Raw genomic sequence first — 25,106 nt, forward strand, 5'->3', positions numbered from 1 at the left:
TAAATGATCAGGGAAAAATAGCATGAGTGCAATTGTAGATGTCATCGCCCGCGAAATTCTTGACTCGCGCGGGAATCCAACCGTGGAAGCGGATGTTTTGCTTGAATCCGGAGTATTGGGTCGGGCGGCTGTTCCTTCCGGCGCATCGGTTGGCACCCGGGAGGCTGTCGAATTGCGCGATGAGGACACTCAGCGCTATTTCGGTAAAGGCGTACTGAAAGCGGTGGAAAATGTGAACACCGAAATTTCAGAAGCAATCATGGGGCTGGATGCAATGGACCAAGCTTTTATCGATCGCACGCTGATCGATCTCGATGGCAGCGGCAACAAATCAAGGCTTGGCGCCAACGCAATTCTTTCCGTATCGCTCGCAGTAGCCAAGGCGGCGGCGGAAGAATGCGGACTGCCGCTGTACCGGTATGTCGGCGGCGCGGGACCGATGGCCATGCCTGTTCCCATGATGAACGTCATCAATGGCGGCGCCCATGCCAATAACAATATTGACATGCAGGAGTTCGTAATCATTCCTCTGGGCGCCCAGAGTTTTCGCGAAGCCCTGCGTTGCGGCGCGGAAATATTTCATACCTTGAAAGGCTTGCTCGACAAGAGAGGCATGCATACGGCGGTGGGTGACGAAGGCGGCTTTGCACCTGATCTGCCCAATAATGAAGCGGCATTGCAACTGATCGTGGAAGCGATCGAGAACGCGGGCTATCTTCCGGGGCCGGATGTCGCCATTGGCCTGGATTGCGCTGCTTCGGAGTTTTACCGTGACGGCAAATACCATCTGGAGTCGGATGGCCTGGTGCTCGATTCAACCCAGTTTGCCGATTATCTTGCCACCTGGATCGATAAGTATCCCATTATCAGCATTGAAGACGGGATGAGCGAACATGACTGGGATGGCTGGAAGCTGCTGACCAGCAGGCTTGGGAAATCCGTGCAACTGGTGGGCGATGATATTTTTGTTACAAACGCGGGCATTCTGAAAGAAGGTGTCTCCCAGGGCATCGCAAATTCCATATTGATCAAGCTCAATCAGATCGGGACGCTTACCGAAGCTCTTTATGCGATTGAAAGTGCAAAGCGTGCCGGCTACACAGCAGTGGTCTCGCACCGTTCGGGGGAAACCGAAGATACCACGATCGCGGACATCGCTGTGGCGAGCAATGCATTGCAGATCAAGACTGGCTCGCTTTCCCGTTCCGACCGCCTTGCAAAATACAACCAACTCCTGCGCATCGAGGAAGATCTGGGCGACACCGCCAGTTATCCCGGTCGCGACGCCTTCTACCAGCTGAAATAAGCCTTTTCAAATCCGAGCGGACAGGTCAGGAGTTCCTCATAACGAGGAATCCTGGGAGAAGCCGAAGTGAAAGTATTGACTCTTATACTCGTGGCATTGATTGTTCTGCTGCAATATCCCCTATGGCTGGGTAAGGGTAGTTGGCTGAAAGTATGGGAGGTCGATCAGCAGCTTGCAACTCAGTCTGAAACCAACGAAAAACTCAAAACTCGCAATTCCACACTGGATGCGGAAGTGCGGGACCTCAAGCAGGGGTATGATGCTGTCGAAGAGCGCGCGCGCAATGAACTCGGCATGATCAAGGAGGGTGAGATTTTCTTCCGTACGGTGAACGATAAGAATGATTAGGATTTTGTGAGCAAAGGTTCAGCCATTTTCTGTGACAAGCCCATTGATCCAAATCTGACTTAAAGTCCAGCCTCGTTTCGTTCAACGCTTTGATGCTGTGCCTGATGCTGTGCCGTTTGAACGAAATCGGATTTTCCATCAAGATGGTTTTGCAGAATATATCTGTCATGAAGGAAGTTGGTAAGCCACCCCAGACAGTATAACGAAGCTCCAAATAAAACAATGGTTGCCCCCGACGCCGTGTTGAAAATGTAGCTCAGATACATACCCGCGACACCGGTTATCCCACCGATGATCAATGCATAGATCAGCATGCGGCTGAAGCAGTCAGTCATGAGGCGGGCTGTGGCTGCGGGAGTGATGAGTGTGGCAGCGATCATGGTGACACCAACAATGTTCATGGAGGCAATGATGGTTAGCGTGAGGAGCAGCGAGAATACCAGTTGAACTCTGGCTGTCCTGATGCCGAACACTTGTGCTGCTTCCTGATCGAACGTAGAGAAGAGCAGCGGCCTATACATCAAAAACATTGTTGTCAAGGTGGATAGAGCAACGAACCCGATGAGCAGCAGGTCCCCTTCGGTGATTCCAAGGATATTTCCGAACAGAGCTGCTTCGAAACTCTGGCTGAAGGCTCGCACCTGGCTGATAATGGCAACACCCAGCGCGAACATGGCATTCGTGACTATGCCGATAGCTGCATCCAGCTTGATCGTGCCGCTCCTGCTAATCCGGTTGATCAATAGCAATGCAAGCAAGCCCATCGCCCCGGCACCGGCATAAAAATTGAGATTCAATATGAATCCAACCACTGCTCCGCCGAACGCCGCGTGTGATAGTCCGTGACCTACGTAGCTCATCCCGCGCAGTATCACCAGGGCTCCAATCAAGCCGCAGGAAGCCCCCACCATCAGTGTTGCCAGCAGGCCATGCCAGAAAAATTCATACTCCAGCGGCTCAAGAAGAAATTCGATCACTGGGGTCGCCATCTGAAAAGTGAATGGGTGTGCCAGTGGCAATCAGGAAATAGTCTTCATGCCTCACTATGGTGATATCGCCACCGTATGTCCTGGTCAGAATGTCATTGGTAAAGATGTCGTGAGGCCTTCCCTGTGCTATCAAGCCGTTCCTGAAACATATTACCCAGGGCAGGTGTGAAGCAACGGCGTTAAGGTCATGCGTGGTGAGCAAAATGGTAATACCTTCGCTATTGATATCACCCAGCAGATGGAGCACTTCATGTTGAGCCTTGATATCGACCCCTGAGGTAGGCTCATCCAGCACCAGCAGCGCCGGGTTGTTGACCAGTGCACGGGCGAGAAATGCGCGCTGCCGCTGCCCTCCGGAGGTATTTGATATCTGCTGCCGCAGGCAGCGGTAAATGCCCAGCCTGTGTGCCAGATCATGGACACGCTCCCGCTCTTCCCTGCTTGGCCATGGCCATATCCGCTTTCCGGTATAGAAGCCCATCAGGATGACCTCTTCCACGGTAACGGGAAAACGCCAATCCACGCTTTCCAATTGTGGCACATAGCCGATGATGCCGCGCGGAATGTCGTTCAATGCCTGCCCCCCCAGGAGCACGGTGCCGGAAAGGGGCGATTGTGTGCCCAGAATGGTTTTAAGCAGCGTCGTTTTGCCGCATGCGGTTGGGCCTACTATTCCAGCGAATTGACCTCTGTCAATTTTCAACGACAGGCGTTTGAAGACGATATGACGTCCGTAGCCAGCCGTCACATCGCTGAGACTGATTGCGGGATGTATATGCGACTCAGTACTTGATATTGCTCGTGTCGACATCTGTCATGCAACCCGGATTCCCGTCGAGCGCTGTCGTCATTATCGTCATGTTGTTCGCCATCATGCCGATGAAAGAGTTTTCCGGAGGCGGAGGCAGCGCATCATCGGAAAGCTGATCTATGAACTTGACGCCCGTCTCGCGGGCGATCTGTTCCATGATCTTGCTGGGGAAAACTTCAGAGCCAAAAATAGCGGGCACGTTCTCGTTCCTGATCTGCTTTATGATGCGGATTACCTCTCGCGGTCCGGGTTCCGAAAAATCGGAGGGCTGAACCGCTGCAATGATTTTCATCCCATAACGGGGAGCGAAATACGCGAAAGAATCATGGTAAGTCACGAGCTTGCGATTTTTCTCCGGAATAGTCTTTACGCAATCGAAGATTGCCTTATCCAGTTTACGCAGCTTGCCCAGATACACCGATGCATTTGCAATGTATCCTTCCTTGTGCATGGGATCGAGCGCAATGAGTTCATCCCGCACGACCTCAACATAACGCATCGCCAGCGCGATGTTGGGCCAGAGGTGAGGATTGGGATGGCCACGCTCGCGGGGAAAGCTAAAATCATACTGCCAGTCTTCCTTGCGCAAGATACGATTTCCGAGCTCGAGAATCCGTACTCTTCCTTTCGTTATCTTTTCCGCCAGCTTCAGGGTGGGCAACTCGAGATCGAGGCCATTGGCAATAATGATATCGGCTGTTTCCAGTAGCTTTGCATCCCGGGGAACCGGCTCGAAGGTATGAGAATCGGTCCCATCGGGAACGATTCCAGTCACATTTGCATAATCGCCGCTCACATTCCGGACAATATTCGTGATGGGAGCCACGGTGGTTACAATGAAGAGCCTTTTGGTCGCATCTCCGGAATGAGCAGATAACGGTTGTGCCAACAGAAGCAGTAGAAATGGGAGGGCGATCTGACGAAGCTGCACGGCCGTTTTTTTCTGTCAAGGGGAAATGGCAAATGGCGATGGATATTTCCGCTTCTGCCGGAAATCGACCATCCTTGAATGTGCCTGTAGAGGCTATCATCAATCCAGTTCCGGTGATGTAGGGAAATCCTGACAAAGACTTCATTTATTCCTACGGGTTATTTCCACATCCCCTGACAGACATGCGCGTTATCCGCACGTATTTTTAACCGAATGGCGGTTTCCCTGGCTTTCGTCTGAGGGTATTACAAATCTGCAATATTTCTTACCATTTTTCTGTTGCGGCTCGAGCTTCCCCATAAGGAAACCGGGCATTTCGAGTGGGACAATGGCCTGCTAAGCACAAAGCAGCGCTGGGTATTGTCGGTCACGAGTAAAGACCATGTGCTGAAAACAGTGTTGGTCTCTATTACTAAAACAGTGTTCACTGGCTGGAAAAATCCGGTGAGTCCCGATGCGGTATTGCCGCCAAGCACTTCCATCCTATCGAAAGCCGCTCTTTCCGAATGAATCTGGTCGGAAATTTTTAAAGATCAGCATACTGCTGAAGAACTATCGAACTACTGAATATCTGGAGCCCAGGCAATGGAACGTCTTACCATCTCACTGAATGATCAGCTTGCCAAGCAATTCGAATCCGCAATGCACAAGCTGGGTTACTTCAACCGATCCGAAGCTGTTCGCGATTTGATACGGAACATGATCGAAACCACGCGGCAGGAAGAACATGCTGATGGATACTGTATTGCAACGCTCAGCTATATTTATAATCACCACGAACGCGAGCTGGCGCGCTGTGTTACTTCAACACTGCATAATCATCACAACCTTACCCTGTCCACCATGCACGTGCATATGGATCATGATAATTGCCTGGAAGTGACCATTCTGAGGGGTACGATCAGGAGTGTGAAAAATTTTGCCAATCTCGTTACCGCTACACCCGGAGTGCGGCATGGCAAGTTGCATCTTCTACCAATAGAAATCGTGCAGGAGCACGATTTTCATGAATCCGAGCCGCATGTTCATAGCAGTCCTCTTACCTGACGGGATGAGTTGTTGGGCTAGGCTCAGGGCTCATTGATTGAGATAGAAGGGTATTGCTTGATGGGAGCCAGAACGATTAGTCACCGGATCGAGCAAAACACGCAAGATCAACTCGTCTCTTTCATAACTTTTAAAACTGATATGTCAGATTGACACGATACATGCGCGATTCAATCGGGTGGAAGACAAGGCCATCCCTCGCCATGGCCAATGGGCTCGTTTGGTATCCGTAGTAGTATGCGATATCGAAGTTTTTAGCATTGAGCAGATTCAATACATCGAGTTGGATTTTGAATCTTCTGGCCAACTCATATCCGGTTGAGAGATTGACGATCGTTGTGCTGTAGGGTTTGACAGGATTGTTGGTATCCACCGATACATTGCCGAAATGGCGCAAACGAAGCGTGGCAAACAGGTTATGCGGCAGATTCAAGGTGGCGCCTGCGCTTATAGTGCGTCCCACGGCATTGGGGATGTGAAATCCATACGCCTGATTTGCAGGATCGCTAGCTTGATTCAGTTGAGCCTGATCGTAGCGTGCATGAGTAAATGAGAAATCGGCGTCGAGGATCAGCCATTTGGAGGGTCTGTAAAAATTGGCCCACTCAATACCATAGCGGGTACTGGCGCCACTCGTTTCCGTGGTGCCAGCGTCTCCGCTAAATACAAGTTCCGACGCAGAATGCAAATACCAGATTGCCAGAGTAGACTTTAAACCTTCGATAGCTTCAGTACGGAAACCCACCTCCGCGCCTTTCGCGCGCACAAGTCCGTTGGCGGCCAATTGAGGCGCAAAATTATTGTTGCCGATTTGATTGGTATTTACAGTCGCGGTGACGCCCCGGGCATCGTTGGAATGGTAACCTTCACCGACATTAAAGTAAATCTCGCTGTTATGCCAAGGTCCTAGAATAATGCTGAGTTTGGGGCTCACTAGCCCATCCGTCTTGTTGCCGGAATTTTGGGGAACGGTATAGGCATGTACATTGAAATTGAAGATGTCGCCACGTAGACCCACAATAGTCCTGAGTTTGGGCAACCAGAATGTCTGATTTTGCAGATACAAACCGATACTGGTTTCTGTGACCTGATCCCTGCTTACATTGTGATAAACGACTCCCCGATTGGAATTGTTCAGCAATACACGGTTCAAATCATTGCGGACCTGAATACCAAGCGTATTCTCCATGTCGAAACCAGCTATGTTGCTTAGCCAGCTTTGCTGCGCTCTGCCGCCAAAATAGATGCGGGAATCCGTTTGATTCACTTGGTCACTGGGAATTATTCCGCCAGGAAGCACTATGTTGTCGGCGACCGAATTGATGAAGCCGCTGAAATCGGACGTGAGATTGAGACTGTACTTGACCAGATAAAATGAAGCCTCTCGACGATAGTTCTTTTCTTTTTGCCACCACTTACCATGAAGCGTATAGCGTCCGGTTTCGCCATTGTCGGTGGGATCTATGTTCCCAAAGCGATTAATAAGACCTTCATTTACCGCAAATAGCGGAATCTGATTGGTCGGGCGCCATTTTGCGTGATACGCATGAAGTCCGATGCTTGCGCCCCAGTTACCTTTGTCGACACTGTACTTGAGCATGCCGTTGAATTTGAGAGCATGTTCAGGCACCACCCAAGGACCGTTATACGTATTCACGTCGATGGCGTAGAGCACATCGCCACCTCCTATCCTATTTGAATTTGCCGCCACCCCTCGGTAAAAGCCGAAAGAACCGCCGGTGAACTTGGCAAAACCTTGGGGAAGCGAGTTGAAGGTAGTAATCTTGGCATGGCCAGCCGCGGAAAAATCTCCCTGATCTGCATAATAGGGTCCCTTTCCATATTGAACATTATCTATCAATTCCGGGATCAAGCCATTGAGATCCATGTAACCTTGACCATGAGCATGGCTGGGCAGATTGATTGGTACCCCGTCAATAAATGTGGCGAAATCGGTACCATGATCGAGGTTGAATCCACGCAGAAAATATTGGTTGGCTTTTCCATCGCCGCTATGCTGAGTGGCAATCATGCCGGGAATGAACTCTACTACTTCGGCGACGCGTGACAGTGCACGATTCTTAATCTGAGCCTGACCAATGAATCCTTGAGAGGCAGATTGAGTTTCGCCAACAAGGCTGGTCCCGCGCCCTTTGCCTAATACCACCACTTCCTTGAGTTTGACCACAGGTTCCGCAGTTGTCTGGTTGTTGCGCGGTTTACCCGGATGCACGGCATCCTGCGAGACGGTATCGGCGAGTTGAACGGTAGCAGATGAATCCTGTTTCTCTACTGGATCAACGCGCTCAGGCGGCATGTTGAGTTTTACCGATGCATCTGGAACTTCTTGCGCATAAACGTTGATTCCGCTCGGGGAAAAAAACAGCAATGGTACGAGGATAGGCAGGGTTGATATCCCGGTGTTACGCCAGGATATTCGCGATATTCTGTTCAGAGACACATTTCATTTCTTATAAGCAGGAATTGCCCAATATTTTCTGTTTTCATTATTATTTGAGAATATCGCTCTGGATTTGGACACCTACCCAGGTTTTTTGCTTGATTTCCTTATTAATGGAGTTCAAGCCGCCATAAAGAAAATGGTAGGAAATATTGCAAATTTGTAATACCTCCAGATAAAAATCAGGGAAACCTGCTGTCCGGCTAAAAGTACATGCAAATAATGCGTATGTCTGTCGGGGAATGCCGAAATGGTCAGTAGGAAATAAGTGAGACCTCTGTCAGGATTTCCCTACATCATCACAAATGGATTGATGGTAAGGCTTCATAGGCACTGCTGATGGTGGGAGCCTCAGGCGAGTGCCGAAGAGATTTCGGGAACCCGTACCCGGCCACTGCATGAAGGCGGATTGATCTGCATGAATTCCTATTCGAGCAGCTTATGCTCCGCCACGTAGCGGATCAGTTGCGCGTTGTTCTGCATGCCCATTTTTTCGAGGACGCGAGCACGGTAAGTACTGATCGTTTTTGCGCTCAGTTTCAGTTTCTGGGAGATTTCGGTCAAGGATATTCCAACTGCGATGAGCTTGAGGACGTCAAACTCGCGATTGGAAAGGGTGGAGTGGCGTGGCATGGTGGAGGAGGGGCCCAGGCCGAACAGAAGTTTCTCGGCCAGTTTCGGATCTATGTATCTTCCCCCGTGTGCCAGCCGGCGGATTACCGATATCAGCAGGTCAGTCGGACTGTTTTTTGTCAGATAGGCGGAAGTGCCGGCGCGTATCGCACGAATGGCGTACTCGTCCTCATGATATGTGCTGAGCATCAGTACGCGATGCTTCGGATCCTCGTCCATGATCCGTTTGAGCACTTCGAGCCCGCTCATTTCGGGCATGCTGACGTCAAGCAAGGCGACATCCCATCCCCCCAGACGCATTTTTTTCAAAGCATCAAGCCCATCGGTAGCTTCACCCACAACCACGATATCGGCTGTTTCGGCAAGAATGCGCCTCAGTCCGTCGCGGAAAAGCCGATGGTCGTCCGCCAGAAAAGTCTTAATGATCAAGCACGCTCTCCTGAAAACTTTGGAAAGATATCTGCACCTGGCTCGAGGCTCTCCCCAGCCATGGAGTCACAAAGGACTGCGCGTGCAATGTCAGAGGCAGTGCAATCATTCAAGCGCTCGTTTCGCCTCATCGGGATGGATACGCAAACAGAAGTTCCCTGACCCGGCACACTTGTGATATTGATATCGCCCGCAAGTCCTGCTGCCCGTTCGCGCATTCCGACCAATCCAAACGACTTCTTTCTTTTTGCACTCTCAAGGTCAAATCCTCTGCCATTGTCGCAAACTTCAACAATGACATTGCCTTCTCTCCGGGATACCCGGATCTCCACACGTCTTGCGCCCGAATGCCGCGTCACATTCGTCAGCGATTCCTGGACAATACGGAATATCGCAACGATTTGGTCTTCATCCAGATTCACCGGTTCCTGGGTCATTCGCAACTCACAACTTATGCCGGTATGTTTCCTGAATTCGCTGGTCAGTTTTGCAAGAGTCGACTCGATTCCCAATCCGGGCGAAGCGGGACGCAAATGTTGCGCCACATCGCGTACACTCTGGTTCGCTCTCTCGACAAGTTCGGCCATATTGCGCCTGATGGTTTCCAGTCGTTCGTTGCCATGATCTTTCGCGTTCTTCAGCAGCGAGATTTCCAGGTGCAGCGCTGCCAGAAGCTGACCAAGCTCATCATGGATCTCGCGGGCAATATATTTGCGATCTTCCTCCCGCATCCGCTCGAGGTGAGCAGCAAACTCTCGTATTGCTGCGTCGCGCACCCGAAGTTCCTGCTCTACCAGAACCCGTGCCTCGGACTGCTGATGCTCCAGCCAGCGTCCCAGGTCATCCCCGATCACGTTGATCAGATTCTGTTCCTCCGGCAGCAGAAAAAAACGGTCCTCGCGATAAAACAGTTTTATCCAGCCGCGTCCCTCACCGTAGACTGTGATCTCCTTCTGCAATTCATGCTTGTGACTTCCGGGGCATGGATCGGATATAAATTCCTTGCCATCCAGTTCGATCTTGACGCTGGCAAGATGCGGAAACTGCATTGCCGTGATGAGTTCAGTCGAGATTGTGCTGCATACTTCCTTCACCGATGAGGATTCCATACCTCGCCTGATCGAATAAAAGCAGTTTATTTCCTTCAGACGCTCGCGCAGCGATCCCTCGACTTGTCTGAGCTTGGTAACCTCGTGTTCAATGGCTTCTGCCATGGAATTGAAGCCCGTCCCCAGCTCGGCGATTTCGTTGTGGGTGGAAATATCACAACGGGTTGAATAATTGCCTTGCGCAATGCCGCTTACCTGGCACCTGAGAGAATCGAGCGGGCGCAGAATATTGCGGCGTGTATAAAAAGTTGCAAGAGCCGCAAAGAACAGCGCAATGCATAGTACGACCAGTATCAGCAGGATTTGCTGCTCGAACCTGAGCTGCAGATTGCTGAGCGTGGCACGGGTGCGCGTGTCCAGTTCGAGCATGAACTGGTTGATGGGCGCCATGATTCTGATTTTCTCAGCCTCATAACGCTTGCCGAACAAGAGATCGATTGCAAAATTGCGCCGGGGAGGACATGGCACATTGAAATTCCCCTGCTGATCTTCGCACAGCCCTTTCACGGCAGCGAATGCCTGTTTTTCCAGGTTGACGAGGTTGTCCGAGCTTTCCTGGGACTGCCGCAGCAGATTGAGTTCCCGTTCACTGAAACCTTCGCGGCGCATCAGTTCCATGAGGGAAATCGCATTTCCCTTATTTCCCTTTGCACCCGTGGCATCGGCATTTTCCAGATGCGCATAGGCGATCGGGTAATCCCGGGGGCGCGGTCGTATGCCATTCCGGATGTCGAGTATTGCAAAAAAATTGTGTTCGTAGGCGGGATCACCCGTTACCGCGTAGGTGCGAGCCATCCTGGTCAAATCCTCGGAACTTCGAAACAGCTCATTTGCCAGTTGTAGCGACCGGTGCTTCTGGCGCTCTGCCTCGGTAACGTCATCCAGCGTGTTTAACGCCCGAGAAGAAAGAAGTATGAGGACGGTGAGCACGAACAGGATGGAGGCGAGATAAAAATTCGTGAAAAGGCCGATCCTCATGTTTTTTCTATATGTCCTGGCTTATCAAATCGAGTTTTTTCCTCTCTCACCTCTCGTCAGTCCTGATCTGCTTCGAAGCCTGCCCGCACTGCTGCGCTTGCAGCCAGCTTCGGGCTGTAATAAATATCAGGAAATCTTCATACACGAAATTGGAGAACTGTGGATATTTTCTAATGATCAATACTAAAAATTCGCGCATGATTGTGCAACTCGATTCTTATCGAGTGAAGATCATAAAAAGAAATTTTTGGTAATGGGGAACTTGAAGGAAAGAACAGACAGGGTACGGAGCGATGAATCGGCGTCCGTCAGGGAGTGCTCGGGCAAAACCCCCCGCAAGCAACGGAAGTTTTTCATTCTTGCTTGTGGGGTATTGCTTGCAGCATCGGTATTGATTACAGATTTCCTGTTTCTATCCTCGTTGGCGCAGGCAGCAGAAGTCACGCTTCCAAAAGGGCCAAAGTATGCAATCGATGAAACCAGATGGGTGACACTTGGAATGGGGTTCCGCGGAACCGGCCTATGGGTGGAAAATCCCGCCACGGGTAATCTCAGGAGCGGCGATTTCAGCATCGATAATGCTCGTTTCTACTTGAATGGGCAGATACATCAGTACCTCAAGTTCGAAGTCAATACGGAATGTTTTTTCTGCAACAACACCCATCCCAGCGATAATCCGAAGATGTCGTACAACATACTCGATGCGATTGGGAAATTTGAGCTCAACCGTTATTTCAACATCTGGGGTGGCCGTATGCTGGTGCCGACCGAACGGGGCGAACTGAGCGGTCCTTTTTTTCAATCAACACATGACGCTTTCAAGACACCGTTTTTTTCCCAGGATTTCAGCACCAAATTCGGCAGCGGTGGAGCTGGGCGCTATGGACGCGACGATGGAGGTACATTCTGGGGAAGCCTTGAACCGGGCTTCATCAGGGGTACCCTGGGATATGCCGTCGGTGTCTACCGCGGAGTCCAGTCGTCCCGTAGCGCCGGCCCCAACCAGGGCGACGACGTGTTATGGGCCGGCCGCTTCACTTATAACTTCCTGAATCCAGAAAAGAATCCAGGTTACTATACCAGCAGCACATATTTTGGCAAGGCAGGGGATATTCTCGCGCTTGCTTTTGGCGCTTCGTATCAGAAGAATGGCGCCGGCTCCTTTGCTCACCGAAGTGATTTCCTGGGGCTGGTCGGTGATGCACTTTTTGAAAAAGTGCTACCGCGAAACATGGGCGTCCTTACCGCAAATGGCGAATACAAACAGTTTTATGCCAATTATTCGCCCGCAGCATTTCGTGATCCGGACTGTTTCTGTATGTTCGATGGCAAATCATGGACTATTACCGGACTTTATCTTTTGCCCATGAGGATCGGGATCGGGCAGTTTCAACCGTATGGCCGATTTACGAGTGTTCAGCCAAACAACAGCAGCAATCGGGAAGAGATCGAGGCGGGCGTCAACTATATCATCGACGGTTTCAACGCTCGAATCTCCGCATACTACCAGCACGGCGATCTTTTCACTAAACGGCTGAATTATGCGCCTGACGCAAGTGGGGAGAAGGTCGATGTGTTCAAGCTGTCGTTCCAGTTGCAAATGTAGGCATTGCAGGTTGGTTCAGGCAATCGGCTGTATTCGGTTTTTCCAGGATGAGGCTTGAGGTAAGGGGGAGGAGACCCGTTTGGATTATTCCGGGAGCCCAGCTTTGAAATCAGGTGCAAAAACGCATCCGGGCGCATGTGACGAGGATTCGATATCTTCGCCTGCCAGTATCGCTGCCCTCCACCGGCTATCCGCTCCTGACAACCCGCTGGATCTGAAGATGAATCAGGCTCCCGATTCCGCATCGAGGGCGCGTCTGTGGCTGAAGTTTGCGGAGAATTCCGGAACCACGCGCATGGTGGAGCGGGATCATCATGGCCCCCTGGTGGTGCAAAAACCTCTTTATCCCGAGGGGCATGGGGTATGCCAGGCTGTTGTCATGCATCCGCCGGGGGGCGTGGTCGCAGGGGATGAGCTGGAAATACGAGTGCATGCCGGTCCGTCTGCTCATGGCCAGATCACCTCTCCTGGCGCGACAAAATGGTACAAGTCCACCGGTCGTACTGCGCGCCAGGACGTTCATCTGCATGTGGAAGCGGGCGGCGCGCTGGAGTGGATGCCGCAGGAAACGATTTTTTTCAATAATGCAAAAGTCATGCTCGACCATCAGGTCGTGCTGGAGAAGGATTCGGTTTACATGGGCTGCGAGATTTTATGCTTTGGCCGTACGGCATTCGGGGAATCGTTCGATAGCGGCGAGGTGAGGCAGCGCACGAGTATCCGCCGCGAAGGGAAGCTGGCGTGGTTTGAGCAGCTCCGCCTGGCGGGCGGAAGCAGGGCGATGAATGGGAGACTTGCGCTTGCCGGCCGTACCGTTTGCGCCACTTTTATCATGAGTGGCAAGCCCCTTCCAGCGCAGACGATCGATCTTGTACGGGAAGAGGCGGTGCGCATCGGCGGAGAATCGGGCCAGGTGGGTATTTCCCAATTCAAATCGCTGTTGGTAGCACGTTTTCTGGGGGATTCGAGCGAAGTGGCGAGACATGTGATGCTTTCCGTCTGGCGTACTGTTCGTCCGGCCATGCTCGGTAGGCCTGCGATCGTGCCGCGCAGCTGGAATACTTGATGTCGTCTTATCCCGTAAGATTTTTGGGAAAAGGATTTGAAAGAAGGATCGCCAAATTCATTTTGGGGCAACGGACTGGATTTTTTATTGAGGAGACATAATGGATCTGACACCGAGAGAGAAAGACAAACTCCAGATATTCACTGCTGGATTGCTCGCGGAACGACGCAAGGCGCGAGGTCTGCGGCTCAATTATCCCGAAGCGGTTGCCCTGATTACCTGTGCGATCCTGGAGGGCGCGCGCGACGGCAATACGGTGGCGGAACTGATGTCAGAGGGCCGCAAGGTTCTAACACGTGCCGATGTGATGGAAGGCGTGCCGGAAATGATTCCCGATATTCAGGTTGAGGCGACTTTTCCGGATGGCACCAAGCTCGTGACCGTCCATAATCCGATTGTCTGAAAGAATATGGGAGATCAATGATGGCAAGAACACCTATGGTGCCAGGTGAAGTGTTTGTACAACCTGGCGAGATCGAGCTCAATGCCGGCAGAAGAACGACAACGTTGAAGGTTGCAAATGGGGGAGACCGCCCGATTCAAATCGGTTCCCATTTTCATTTTTACGAGGTGAATTCCGCGATGAAGTTCGATCGCGAAGCGGCTTACGGCATGCGCTTGAACATCATGGCCGGCACAGCGGTGCGCTTCGAGCCAGGGCAGGAACGGACGGTCGAACTGGTGGAGCTGGCCGGCAATCGGACTGTGTATGGGTTCAATCAGAAAGTGATGGGCAAGCTTAAATAGAGACCCTCCGGATCGAACAAGAAAGGAGCTAAAGAATGAGTTTAAAGGTTTCCCGCCAGACTTACGCCGAATTGATAGGCCCCACCACCGGGGACCGTATTCGCCTGGCCGACACGGAATTGATGATCGAAATCGAGAAGGATTTCACCACTTATGGCGAGGAAGTGAAATTCGGGGGCGGCAAGGTGATACGTGACGGCATGGGGCAGTCGCAGCACAATCACGATCAGGTGATGGATACGGTCATCACCAACGCGGTAATCGTCGACTACTGGGGTATCGTCAAGGCTGACGTTGGTTTAAAGGATGGGAAGATCGCCGAGATCGGCAAAGCAGGCAATCCCGACATCCAGCCAAATGTCACGATGTCGATCGGTGCGGCGACGGAAATCATAGCCGGTGAGAATATGATTCTGACTGCGGGCGGAATCGATGCCCATATCCACTTCATTTCACCGCAGCAGGCGGAAGATGCGATGATGAATGGCATCACTACGATGCTGGGAGGAGGCACTGGCCCGGCGGCGGGAACAGCAGCTACGACCTGCACGCCCGGTCCATGGCACATCCATTCAATGCTGCGGGCGTCGGACGGCCTGGTGATGAATACCGGTTTTTATGGCAAGGGGAATGTAAGTCTTCCGACCCCGCTCGAGGAGCAGGTTCTTGCTGGCGCATGCGGCATGAAGCTGCATGAAGACTGGGGCTCGACCTATGCAGCCATCGACAACTGCCTGAACGTGGCGGACAAGTATGACGTCCAGGTTGCAATTCATACCGATACCATCAATGAGGGTGGGTATCTGGAAAATACCATTGCTGCCATGAAGGACCGGACCATACACACTTTCCACACGGAAGGGGCTGGAGGCGGGCACGCGCCCGACATCATCGCCGTGGTGGGCCAGGAAAACGTATTGCCCTCATCCACCAATCCTACCCGGCCCTATACGATCAACACCCTGGACGAACACCTCGACATGCTTATGGTATGCCATCACCTCCATGCCAACATCCCGGAAGATCTCGCGTTTGCTGAGTCGCGCATTCGTAAGGAGACCATAGCTGCGGAGGATATACTGCAGGATATGGGCGCAATCTCCATGATGTCCTCTGATTCACAGGCGATGGGGCGGGTTGGAGAGGTGGTTCTGCGTACTTGGCAAACCGCGCACAAGATGAAAATACAACGCGGGACTTTGCAGGAAGATACATCGAAGAATGATAATTTCCGCGTCAAACGCTACATCGCCAAATACACTATCAATCCGGCGATCACACATGGCATCTCGCATGTCCTTGGTTCAGTAGAGGTGGGCAAATATGCAGACCTGGTGTTGTGGCGGCCTGCTTTCTTCGGTGTCAAGCCATCAGTGATTCTGAAAGGTGGAATGATTGCGGCATCTTTAATGGGCGATCCGAACGCCTCCATTCCCACCCCGCAACCTGTCCATTACCGTTACATGTTCGGAGGATATGGCGGCGGTATCAAGACCTCGTGCTTTACCTTTGTCTCACAGGCAGCGCTGGCTGCAGGCCTGGTCGATCAACTGAAGCTGGACAAGAACCTGATCGGAGTCAAAGACACGCGCAACCTGCGCAAGAAGGACATGATCCATAACTCGGCGACACCTAAAATGGAAGTCGATCCGGAAACCTACGAAGTGCGTGCTGATGGACAACTGCTGACTTGCGGGGCGGAGGATGTTCTGCCCATGGCGCAACGGTATTTCCTTTTTTAGGGGTCACACATGCTCACCTTGAACACCAGGATAAGCACCGCGGACAAGATTTCCGCGCAGCTCGTGTTACCGTACGAGTTGCGCGAGAACAGCCGTCTGCGCACCACGCTTGCCTCAGGAGAGGAAGTGGCCATTTTCACGCCGCGGGGTACAGTGCTACGGAACAACGATTTGCTCACCGGTGATGACGGGCGCGTGGTCCAGATCGTGGCCGCACGGGAAGCCACCTACTGTATCACGTGCACGAACCCGCATGACCTGCTTCGCTGCGCCTTCCATCTGGGCAATCGCCATACCCAGACTCAAGTGGGTGAAGGATTTCTGCGCATTGCCCGGGATAAGGTGCTGAAGGAAATGCTGGAGGGGCTCGGGGCGACAGTCGTCGAGGAAGACGCGCAGTTCGAGCCGGAGGCGGGGGCCTATAGCAGCGGAGGGCACCACCAGCATGGGGAGTCGGGCCATGGGCATGCTCATGGTCCTCTCGCTCCGATCCCTGTGCACCAGAAGATCCATCGTCCCTCCGATACTCCTTCCCAGCGATGAAGGAATACCGCGCTCTGCTGTCCCTGCTGCAACTCGCCAGCCCTTCGCTTCCGATCGGAGCTTATACATATTCCCAGGGACTGGAATCGGCCATCGAGCAAGGTCTGGTTCGGGACGAGGCTTCCGCACGCGAGTGGATCCTCGAGGCGATCGGTATCGTTGCAGACTTCGAATTGCCGATCCTGTGGCGCTTGCTGAAGGCATTTTCGGCGAGGGACGGAATCGAGGTGGCTGACTGGACCGAACGTTTCATTGCTTCACGCGATACTGCGGAGTTCCGTGCGGAAACGATTCAAATGGGTTATTCGCTGGCAAAGCTCGTTGCTGATCTCAAGATCGGGGACTCTTCGCTGCGCGCGATACTGGAGAGCCAGCCGGAGATACCGCTTCCTACCGCATTTGCCTGCGCAGCAGAAGCACTGGCTGTGACGCACGACGATGCCTTGCTGGGGATGCTGTTTTCCATGGTCGAAAATCAGGTGCTGGTATGCGTCAAGTCCGTTCCGCTCGGCCAGCTTTCCGGACAGCGCCTGCTCCTGTCGCTCCATGGCGCTATCGAGACCGCCTCACACCGCAGTCGTGAGCTGGCGGACGATGAATTATCCAGCTGGTCACCCGGTTTGTCGCTGCTGTCGATGCAGCACGAGGTGCAATACAGCCGCATCTACCGATCATAGTTCTTGATGGGAACAGAAAAATGAACGAACAACCTAATCCTCTTCGTGTCGGAATCGGCGGTCCCGTGGGTTCCGGAAAAACCGCCTTATGCGAAGCGCTCAGCAAGAGAATGCGCGATCATTATGAAATGGCTGTCATCACCAATGACATCTATACCAAGGAAGACATGGAAATCCTCCTGCGCGCCGATGCGCTGCCTCCAGAGCGCCTGATGGGGGTAGAAACGGGCGGATGCCCCCATACAGCCATCAGGGAGGATGCTTCCATCAACCTCGAGGCCGTAGCGCGCATGACTGCCGACTTCCCGGAACTCGATCTTATTCTCATCGAATCAGGTGGTGATAATCTCGCTTCCACTTTCAGTCCCGAGCTCTCCGATCTCACGATCTATGTCATCGACGTGGCCGGAGGCGAAAAAGTGCCGCGCAAGGGCGGCCCCGGCATTACCCGCGCTGCATTGCTCATCATCAACAAGATCGATCTCGCTCCTCATGTCGGCGCAAATCTGGAGATCATGGCGCGTGACGCCAGGAGAATGCGCGGAGACCGCCCTTTCGTGTTTACCAATCTGCATACGGGAGAGGGGGTGGATCAGGTAATCGACTTCATCGTGAAACAGGGGTTGCTGGATGAGGTCCGGTCGCAGCAGCACCGCGCCTGATTCCCTCTTACGGCGGCTCGGCAAAAGCGCGTTACTGCATCTTTCATCCAGAGTTTTGCAAGGGTTTCACATATCATGACTTGGGCATCCCGTGTCGACAGCGCGTTCCCACAGCCCCTGCAGGTGATTCTGAGAGGTGTTGGACAGGTATTTTTTTGCTGCAACGCCTTGACAGGCCTTATTTTCCTGATAGCTCTCTTCATCGGCGGAGTGGTTGCCGGGGCAGCGGCAACCGCAGGAGTAGTCACGAGTACGGTGACTGCCCATCTGCTGGGATTCTCGAAAAAGGATATCGACGCCGGCCTGTATGGTTTCAATGGGACGCTGGTAGGCCCCTGTCTGTTCCTGTTTCTGGAGCATTCTCCGCAGTTATGGTTGTACGTCATCCTCGCATCGATATTATCGAGCGTCGTGCTGGCCGCTCTCATGCGAATCCTTCGCCCCTACCAGGTTCCAGCCTCGACCGCCCCGTTTGTCCTGACCTCGTGGATGTTCCTGGTCGCGGTCTATGGTTTTGAAAGCTTCACCCGCAGTCCCGTTTTGCCGGCTGCCGGTATTCCTGCTGCTGTTCCGGGCGCGGACGGCCTGTCCGTCGAAAACTGGCCCGTCGCGCTGTTCAAGGGAGTGGGCGAAGTCATGTTCGCGGACAGCGTGACAGTCGGCATTCTGTTTCTGGCTGGCATCGCCATTGTTTCCCTGCGCGGTGCCCTCATGGCAATAAGCGGCGCCTTCGTCGGGATCATCTTCCCGACCCTTCTGAACGCAAACCCGAATGCGATCGAAATGGGCCTGTACGCATTCAATCCGGTTTTGACGATGATGGCCATTGGCTGGGTATTTCTCAAGCCCAGCGGGAAAAGTGCCGCTCTCGCGGTGCTGGCGGGTGTGATGACGGTTGTATGCCAGGCAGGCCTTGCCAGCTTCCTTACCCCCATAGGCCTGCCGACTCTCACGTTTCCGTTTGTTCTGGTCATGTGGATGTTCCTGTTCGCCGCGGGAATGTCGAAATACTGGATCGACCCGGATGCTGAAGAAGAGTGAGCGGAGGAGAGTGTCGGCCCGCTTATAGTTGACAGTCCGGAGTTGATAGTCCGGAAAAATAAACTTTTGCCCGCTTCTGCCGTTGCTGTTCCGAATTGACTCGGATTGTCGCCATTGCCCATTGCCCATTGGCAATCGGTTTGCTGTGAACATGGGAAGCCGGAGGCCGTGAGGGACCTTAGGTTCCCTGGAGCGGGCTGTATCTGACCGATGAAAGAGAATCTGATCCATCGGTTCCAGCAAGATTCAGCAAATGTTTCCGTAAAGGATCCGATGGTTGAAGAGAGTTGAGAAGTTGATCGATTTCATCCTGTTTTTTTGATCGGTAGTAACCCATCCTTTTCACGTCATCCCGCCGATAATGCAGTTTTTCTCCAGTCGCGTACACTCTCCAGGCGGCAAGGGGAATTTCCGCATTTTCCACGATTTCGAGCGCCTCCGTGATATGCGAATGCGCTTCGTCCCAGCTCTCTTCCACTATCGCAATCTCGGCAAACAGGCGATGGCTGAGTGCAAGATAGGTGCGTTCAGACGGACGACTGGAAAGATCATATAAGCGCTGCGCATAGCGACGCGCCTTATCCAATTTTCCCAGCGCAAGCCATGTTTCTCCCACTCCAAAGCAGGCAGGGAAGAAATAATTGGAGAATATCGGGAGAGCATTGTTCTTTTCCGCCTGAAAAAAAGCGTCGAAGCATCGAATGGCCCCAGCATAATCTTTCAGTCCGTACAAGGCCTTTCCCAGGATTGCGGAACAATGAACCGAAACAAAGTCAGCCCAGGCACCAACGCCTTCTGACAGCGCTTCCTCGCAATACGCTTTAGCACGCGAAAAATCACCACTTACCACATGCAACCATCCCATCAGGATGTGACGATGCAACCGAAGCAGCAAGCCAGCGTCATGCCCTTCGAATGCGCGCCTGCTTTGCTCTGCGGTCTCGCGCAATCTGCCCCATTCACCCTTATGCAGCAGCGTCAGGCCATAGTAATAATGGCCCGCGATGAACATGTAGCCATCTCCCATTACGCGTGATAGCGCCAGAGCTTCGACTGCTGTCGTCGCAGCAGCCTGGTAATTCGAGGCGAGCAGTTCAACGTAAATATGCTGAGTCAAACGCGAGTGAAGAGCCAGGGGGTTTCCCGTTGCGCGCACCACATCCATAGACTCGTGACAGGCGGCAGAATAATCCTCCCGCCATGGCCGGAGCAACAGATTCAGGCCACCCCACATGCCCTTGACAATTGAATGAAAAACCTTGTCTTCAAGCGCTGTGGAAGCAGAGACCGCCTGCTCCGCGAACTCGAGACATTCAAGACGGTTCAACAAAACAAGGACGCGGCTTAATTCGAGGAGTCCCACAGCCTGTTCCCGGCCGTCTCCCAGAGCCTTGGCAACCGCCAGCATTTTCTCCAGATCAGTTTTTGCTCCCGCCATATCCCCCATTGAGCGCCTTACAGCCGCTGATTGCTTGAGGAGGCTTATGCTTGTTTTCGCCTGTTGCTCATCAGGCAAGCGTTCTATCATCCGAACGGCGCGCACCAGATAGTCATGCGCCTGCCGATTGGCAAAGCGCCTGGTGCTGTTGTCAGCGGCCTGCACGAGATAGCGGATGGCGCGAAGCCAATCCCATCCGTTTTCAAAGTGCAGGGCAAGTTCCCCTGCATGCTCCACGTTTTGCTCGCCGTATGCTTCTTCAAGGCATTCTCCAATGCGAAGGTGCATTCGTATCGTTTCAGAGGGAGAAAGCCGTTGGTAAAAGACTTCGAGGTACAAGGCATGGCGGAATGCATAGTAGCCTCCGACAACTCCTTTCGCGCTTTGCTCCATTCCATCGAACACCAATATCTGGCCTCGTCTAGCCAGGCCGTTACAGCAACGGTCTGCTTCAGCGATTTCCATACCCAGAACATTGCAAAGCAGGTTCACACTAAACCGCATTCCCGCCACACTTGCCACGGTCAGCACCCGCTGTTCATCAGGACTGAGCCGTTCGATTTCACGTTCGATGACGCGGCGAATCGTTTCCGGCAGCGCTGTATCGATCACGATCTGCTGTGATAACGGTGACCATTGATGCTGGTCTATCAAATATTCGATCAGATTGGATATGAACAAGGGATGTCCACCGGTTCTTATGAAAAGTGACTGGCTGATCGAATCGGGAATGTTTATGCCTGGAGAACGTCGAGTGAGGTAATGCTTGACTTCATTGCGGGAAAACGGTTCAAGGGCGACTTCAGAACAGAATCCCCTCAACTGCAAATCCCGATGGACTTCTGTAACCGGGTGCACCTGCTGGCTTGCATCGACGGGGCGATAGGTGGCGAGCACCATCAGGTATGCCGTCACATGGCGCTGCGCAAGCAAGCTTAAAAAATCAAGAGTCGCATGATCACTCCAATGGAGATCCTCAAGCACGAGAATCAGGGGTGCTTTGCTCAAGGTTTCCAGCAGTTCACAACCTTCCCGCACCATGCGTTCCCGGCTTGCGCCAAAAATCTCCTGCTGGAGCGCCACACGCTCCTCAGGTCGAAGCACGGACGGCAATTGCGCAAGCCAAACCGGTGCGTGACGATATAACAGTTCAACCAGTTTTCTTCCCTCTGGTGCATTGCAACGTTTTTCAATTGCCTCGATCATCGGGAGCAGAGCTTCACCCTGGCCAAAGCGCTCTATGCAACGCATGCGCAAGACTCCCGGGTTTTGATTGGATATTGCGGAGAGAAATATCTCGATCAGCGTGCTCTTGCCGATTCCACTTTCCCCGGTGACAAAAACGACCTGGCGCGAACCCTCCAGTGATTTCTGCCAGATTGCCAGCAAACGAGCTTGTGGAGACGCGCGATCTATCCAGTATGTGGCCTTGTCAGATCGCTGGTTTTTGGGGAAAACAGCGCAGATTACTTCTTCCGCTTTCTCTTGCGACTTGACTTCAGTAACCGGTGCAATGAAACGATAGCCCCACCTGGGGACGGTTAAAAGGTAGCGTGGAGCGGAAACATTGTCCCCGAGAGCCCGGCGCACTTCGTTGATACATACTTTCAGCACTGCTTCTCCAACGAAGCGGCGCTGCCATACCGCGTCAAGCAACTCATCCTTGGTCACCAGGGTGCCGGTCCGCTCCGCCAGATAACACAACATGGCGAAATTTTTCGGACGTAACGGCACTACCTGATCGTTGCGCCATAGGATCGCGTTGGTCTTATCCAGCCTGAAAGGATGGAATTCCAGGGAAGTTGTCTGCATTCCATTGCTCCTGGCACATCTTAAGCCTTATGGAGGAGGTTGAGAAAAATAAGCTGAGCAATATTTAACCGATATTTAACCGAATTTTTATGATTTTTCCTTTCAATTCCACGATCCTAGTTCGGATAATCAAGAGAAGCGGTGATGAAGAAAGCAAATCTGATAGACATGTTCGGCGTGAGCGGGTCCTCGGAAGAGGATCAGCTGGAGAAGCTGTCTTTTCACCTTGCGTCAGACGAGTTCGATACGTCTGCTGCAGGTTGCAGCGTTGCTTGTCTTGTTATCCATAATCAATAACTGCCTCAGAGCAGAGCCGAGAATGTTGCCTGCTTTTCTATCGGGATGGGATGACATTCTCAAACTCATGCTCAAGCATTACATTTTACCAATTGTTAGGAAGAAGAGGGAAATATGAAGATGTGGAAAGGAATACCGGTTTTATTCGCTTCGACTGTACTGGCTGGTTGCGCCACCATCATGGGGAACAGTGCTCATGAAACCCTGAATGTTCGAAGCGCACCTGACCGGGCGACTGTCGTGATTGTGGATGAATCCGGCACCAAAATATTCGAGGGCAAAACGCCTACCTCCTTGCCCCTCGAGAAGAAAAAGGGTTATTTCAGCGGTAAAAAGTACTCGGTAAACATCAAAAAAGAAGGTTTTGCAGAACAAAACATTACCGTGGATACAAAAGTTAATGGCTGGTATGTGGCAGGCAATCTGGTATTTGGAGGAGTTATCGGCTGGCTCATCGTTGATCCTGCAACGGGAGCCATGTGGAAACTGGATACAAATGAAATAGATGTCAAATTGCAGTCTCCAAGGCACGGTGAAGCAGTAGAAAATACAACTCGCATTGTTCTTTTAGAAGATGTCCCCCCCTCCTTGCGCAGCAGGATGGTCAAAGTCTCTCAATAATAAGTTGCGGAGAAGATAGAAATCCCGGCAATCATTATCCTGTCTGATGATTGCCGTAAATTAAAACCAGGAAAATAATCGGTCGGACAATGAGCTCAACCATGGCGGGATAGGCGTTCATTTTGTTGATTCCGCCATACGTTAAAGCCAGGAGTAGCGAGCAGAACGCAAAAGATTTGCGGATTAATCAGTCCGATTTCAGGCTGTACCGACAAATTTTGTGCATGAGAGAACAGCGACAGAACGAGGAGCTGTAAGTGGCCTCATCGCCTGCTTTTCTCAATATATATGCAGATTATCTAAGATGCCATTCGGACGTCGACGAATAGGCTTTAGCATTTAACGATCGGCGTAAGTAACAAGAGAAGAAGGGAAGTTTAATTTTTAGGAGGAAGATAATGAATGTAACAACAAAATCTCTAATCACTGCTATGATTTTTGGAGGATCAGTTGCCACCGTAACTGCTGCTCCTGTCATTACCGATGTCACGGCAAGTGGCCCAGGTCTTGGGTCATTTTCTTTCAATAGTATAGATGATAGTTTTGAACTAATTGATTTTTCTTCAACATTTGCTAATGCTGGCGCCATAACATACACGTTTACGGTAGGATACTCCGATAACGGTTTTTCCTCCTATAACGTAGTGGAGGATATAAAAAATGGGACAAATACACCATTTACTGGCCTTCATTTGCAGTTAGCAGGACCAGAGAATGCCCCTGCTAACGGGATTGTGTTTACTAGCTTTGACGCATCTAACGAGGATATTGGGCCAGAATTCTCTCCTGAATTTACGTTGGATTCACCCTCTTTTAGTCAGCCTGTTCCCTTCGAGCCGACGGGCTCACAAAGCTTAAATTTCACTGGGAATTTAGCAGCAGGGGCAACAACAGAATCTGGATATTTCAATCTGAGCATTTTCGACCCTGGCGCGGGGAATTCTTATACGTTTTCCCTGACCCAGACCCCTGTGGCTGGAGTAGTCCCGGAACCTGAAACATATGCAATGTTCCTGGCAGGCCTTGGCCTGATGGGCTTTATGGCACGCCGAAAACAAAAACAATCAGCGTGAAGTAGCGAAGAAACCCGCACTACGCGGGTTTTTTTATATTCCAAAACCTTCGACGAGGGGCAGCGAGGATTTTCTGAATCTCGGGACATATGGTAAGTATTCATCCGCCGCCGGGAACTTGGGCAGGATTCCTCCTTCACCGTTATCCCGGTTCAGTATGAAATCGTTCCCTCAACTTCAATTTTTCCTTTGCCGGTCGCGATATCCTGATCTCCTTTCAATTCCGCAATTCCCTTTGCCCCGCGAAAACGCCCCGTTCCGCCGCTTATTTCAAATTTCGCATCCGTCAGGTTGTACCTGGATTGATCATCGGCCGGTACAAATGCACCTTTATAGAGGCCGGTAACGGTATCGCCGTTTGCCGCTGTCAGGGTGAATGCGCCTTCAAAAATAAAATGATCCTCCATCGGAGTAATGCAATCATCGGCCTTGAGCGAAACCTTGCCCATGTGAGTACTTTTGCCGGTACCCGTAGTAGTACCGCCGAATTTGGAAGGACAATCCGCCCTGAATCCCGGTTGTTCGTGAGTCTCGACACTTGCCTTGAGGGGCCTGCTGGTTGCATCGGCCAGCAGCACTGCCGGCAGCATGAGGATTGCAGGCAGGATTGCAGAAATGATGTTGCGCGTTAAAGCTTGAAAAGTTACCACAAGTCATACTCCTTCCTGGTAGATATTGAAAATAATCATTCAAATGGAATCGACAGGACTCGTCCGCATCCTTCTCAGCGAGAAAGAAA

24 protein-coding genes are annotated in these 25,106 nt (G+C 52.0%); 16 read left to right on the plus strand and 8 right to left on the minus strand.

Annotated features, from left to right (window positions below; all coding sequences use genetic code 11):
• Positions 1 to 22 precede the first annotated feature (22 nt).
• Positions 23 to 1,306 (plus strand): phosphopyruvate hydratase, encoded by a 1,284-nt coding sequence (gene eno, locus ACZ5BW_RS06440; protein ID WP_464543437.1) that lies wholly within the window; start codon positions 23 to 25, stop codon positions 1,304 to 1,306.
• A gap of 66 nt (positions 1,307 to 1,372) precedes the next feature.
• Positions 1,373 to 1,654 carry a cell division protein FtsB gene (gene ftsB / locus ACZ5BW_RS06445; RefSeq protein ID WP_464543438.1) on the plus strand — a complete coding sequence of 94 codons (282 nt, stop codon included), beginning with the start codon at positions 1,373 to 1,375 and terminating at the stop codon, positions 1,652 to 1,654.
• Positions 1,655 to 1,713: 59 nt separating this feature from the next.
• Here the strand turns inward: ftsB and ACZ5BW_RS06450 are convergent, their stop codons facing one another.
• From ACZ5BW_RS06450 to ACZ5BW_RS06460, 3 genes are read right to left on the minus strand one after another with little or no spacing between them, the layout of a single operon-like run.
• Positions 1,714 to 2,631: a metal ABC transporter permease gene (locus ACZ5BW_RS06450; protein WP_464543439.1), complete on the minus strand. Its 918-nt coding sequence runs from the start codon at positions 2,629 to 2,631 to the stop codon at positions 1,714 to 1,716.
• Positions 2,612 to 3,454: a metal ABC transporter ATP-binding protein gene (locus tag ACZ5BW_RS06455; RefSeq protein WP_464543440.1), complete on the minus strand. Its 843-nt coding sequence runs from the start codon at positions 3,452 to 3,454 to the stop codon at positions 2,612 to 2,614. Before ACZ5BW_RS06455 ends, ACZ5BW_RS06450 begins: the two co-directional genes overlap by 20 nt.
• Positions 3,426 to 4,385 carry a metal ABC transporter substrate-binding protein gene (locus ACZ5BW_RS06460; RefSeq protein ID WP_464574202.1) on the minus strand — a complete coding sequence of 320 codons (960 nt, stop codon included), beginning with the start codon at positions 4,383 to 4,385 and terminating at the stop codon, positions 3,426 to 3,428. The genes ACZ5BW_RS06455 and ACZ5BW_RS06460 overlap by 29 nt, the downstream gene beginning before the upstream one ends.
• A 279-nt stretch (positions 4,386 to 4,664) precedes the next feature.
• Here ACZ5BW_RS06460 and ACZ5BW_RS06465 point away from each other — a divergent pair, with 279 nt between their 5' ends.
• On the plus strand, positions 4,665 to 4,895 hold the full coding sequence (locus tag ACZ5BW_RS06465) for a hypothetical protein (RefSeq protein ID WP_464543443.1): 231 nt from the start codon (positions 4,665 to 4,667) through the stop codon (positions 4,893 to 4,895).
• A gap of 75 nt (positions 4,896 to 4,970) precedes the next feature.
• Entirely contained in the window at positions 4,971 to 5,432 is a 462-nt protein-coding gene (nikR, locus tag ACZ5BW_RS06470) for a nickel-responsive transcriptional regulator NikR (protein WP_464543444.1), read from the plus strand.
• A gap of 130 nt (positions 5,433 to 5,562) precedes the next feature.
• Here the strand turns inward: nikR and ACZ5BW_RS06475 are convergent, their stop codons facing one another.
• The 3 genes from ACZ5BW_RS06475 to ACZ5BW_RS06485 all read right to left on the minus strand — a co-directional run bounded on the left by ACZ5BW_RS06475 (position 5,563) and on the right by ACZ5BW_RS06485 (position 11,042).
• Entirely contained in the window at positions 5,563 to 7,620 is a 2,058-nt protein-coding gene (locus ACZ5BW_RS06475) for a TonB-dependent receptor (RefSeq protein WP_464543445.1), read from the minus strand.
• Between the two features lie 699 nt (positions 7,621 to 8,319).
• Positions 8,320 to 8,955, minus strand: coding sequence for a response regulator (locus ACZ5BW_RS06480; RefSeq protein ID WP_464543446.1), 636 nt, complete (start codon positions 8,953 to 8,955; stop codon positions 8,320 to 8,322).
• On the minus strand, positions 8,952 to 11,042 hold the full coding sequence (locus ACZ5BW_RS06485) for a sensor histidine kinase (RefSeq protein WP_464543447.1): 2,091 nt from the start codon (positions 11,040 to 11,042) through the stop codon (positions 8,952 to 8,954). The genes ACZ5BW_RS06480 and ACZ5BW_RS06485 overlap by 4 nt, the downstream gene beginning before the upstream one ends.
• A 391-nt stretch (positions 11,043 to 11,433) precedes the next feature.
• On the opposite strand from ACZ5BW_RS06485, the gene ACZ5BW_RS06490 reads away from it, so the two are divergent.
• From ACZ5BW_RS06490 to yut, 9 genes are all read left to right on the plus strand, one after another.
• Complete coding sequence (locus tag ACZ5BW_RS06490) at positions 11,434 to 12,648, plus strand: hypothetical protein (protein ID WP_464574204.1); 1,215 nt, start codon at positions 11,434 to 11,436, stop codon at positions 12,646 to 12,648.
• 103 nt (positions 12,649 to 12,751) lie between these two features.
• Positions 12,752 to 13,714: an urease accessory protein UreD gene (locus ACZ5BW_RS06495; protein WP_464543449.1), complete on the plus strand. Its 963-nt coding sequence runs from the start codon at positions 12,752 to 12,754 to the stop codon at positions 13,712 to 13,714.
• A 100-nt stretch (positions 13,715 to 13,814) separates the two neighbouring features.
• On the plus strand, positions 13,815 to 14,117 hold the full coding sequence (ureA, locus tag ACZ5BW_RS06500) for an urease subunit gamma (RefSeq protein ID WP_011380583.1): 303 nt from the start codon (positions 13,815 to 13,817) through the stop codon (positions 14,115 to 14,117).
• 35 nt (positions 14,118 to 14,152) lie between these two features.
• Positions 14,153 to 14,461 carry an urease subunit beta gene (locus tag ACZ5BW_RS06505; protein ID WP_464543666.1) on the plus strand — a complete coding sequence of 103 codons (309 nt, stop codon included), beginning with the start codon at positions 14,153 to 14,155 and terminating at the stop codon, positions 14,459 to 14,461.
• A gap of 35 nt (positions 14,462 to 14,496) precedes the next feature.
• Positions 14,497 to 16,203, plus strand: a complete 1,707-nt coding sequence (gene ureC / locus ACZ5BW_RS06510; protein ID WP_464543450.1) for an urease subunit alpha — start codon at positions 14,497 to 14,499, stop codon at positions 16,201 to 16,203.
• Between the two features lie 9 nt (positions 16,204 to 16,212).
• Positions 16,213 to 16,746: an urease accessory protein UreE gene (gene ureE, locus ACZ5BW_RS06515; RefSeq protein WP_464543451.1), complete on the plus strand. Its 534-nt coding sequence runs from the start codon at positions 16,213 to 16,215 to the stop codon at positions 16,744 to 16,746.
• Positions 16,743 to 17,423, plus strand: a complete 681-nt coding sequence (locus ACZ5BW_RS06520; RefSeq protein WP_464543452.1) for an urease accessory protein UreF — start codon at positions 16,743 to 16,745, stop codon at positions 17,421 to 17,423. Before ureE ends, ACZ5BW_RS06520 begins: the two co-directional genes overlap by 4 nt.
• 20 nt (positions 17,424 to 17,443) lie before the next feature.
• Positions 17,444 to 18,085 carry an urease accessory protein UreG gene (gene ureG / locus ACZ5BW_RS06525; protein ID WP_464543454.1) on the plus strand — a complete coding sequence of 214 codons (642 nt, stop codon included), beginning with the start codon at positions 17,444 to 17,446 and terminating at the stop codon, positions 18,083 to 18,085.
• Positions 18,086 to 18,160: 75 nt separating this feature from the next.
• Positions 18,161 to 19,126 carry an urea transporter gene (gene yut / locus ACZ5BW_RS06530; protein ID WP_464543455.1) on the plus strand — a complete coding sequence of 322 codons (966 nt, stop codon included), beginning with the start codon at positions 18,161 to 18,163 and terminating at the stop codon, positions 19,124 to 19,126.
• Between the two features lie 178 nt (positions 19,127 to 19,304).
• Here the strand turns inward: yut and ACZ5BW_RS06535 are convergent, their stop codons facing one another.
• A complete protein-coding gene (locus ACZ5BW_RS06535) occupies positions 19,305 to 22,376 on the minus strand; it encodes an AAA family ATPase (protein ID WP_464543456.1) in 3,072 nt (1,023 codons plus the stop codon).
• 144 nt (positions 22,377 to 22,520) lie between these two features.
• Here ACZ5BW_RS06535 and ACZ5BW_RS06540 point away from each other — a divergent pair, with 144 nt between their 5' ends.
• The 3 genes from ACZ5BW_RS06540 (at position 22,521) to ACZ5BW_RS06550 (ending at position 24,367) form a co-directional block, all read left to right on the plus strand.
• Positions 22,521 to 22,673: a hypothetical protein gene (locus ACZ5BW_RS06540; RefSeq protein ID WP_464574205.1), complete on the plus strand. Its 153-nt coding sequence runs from the start codon at positions 22,521 to 22,523 to the stop codon at positions 22,671 to 22,673.
• Between the two features lie 114 nt (positions 22,674 to 22,787).
• Entirely contained in the window at positions 22,788 to 23,294 is a 507-nt protein-coding gene (locus tag ACZ5BW_RS06545) for a hypothetical protein (RefSeq protein WP_464543458.1), read from the plus strand.
• A 398-nt stretch (positions 23,295 to 23,692) separates the two neighbouring features.
• Positions 23,693 to 24,367 (plus strand): PEP-CTERM sorting domain-containing protein, encoded by a 675-nt coding sequence (locus ACZ5BW_RS06550; protein WP_464543460.1) that lies wholly within the window; start codon positions 23,693 to 23,695, stop codon positions 24,365 to 24,367.
• A gap of 152 nt (positions 24,368 to 24,519) precedes the next feature.
• Here ACZ5BW_RS06550 and ACZ5BW_RS06555 read toward each other — a convergent pair whose 3' ends face one another.
• Entirely contained in the window at positions 24,520 to 25,017 is a 498-nt protein-coding gene (locus ACZ5BW_RS06555) for a hypothetical protein (RefSeq protein WP_464543461.1), read from the minus strand.
• Between the last annotated feature and the right edge of the window lie 89 nt (positions 25,018 to 25,106).

The sequence above is a fragment of the Nitrosospira sp. TNL300 genome (assembly GCF_055385915.1).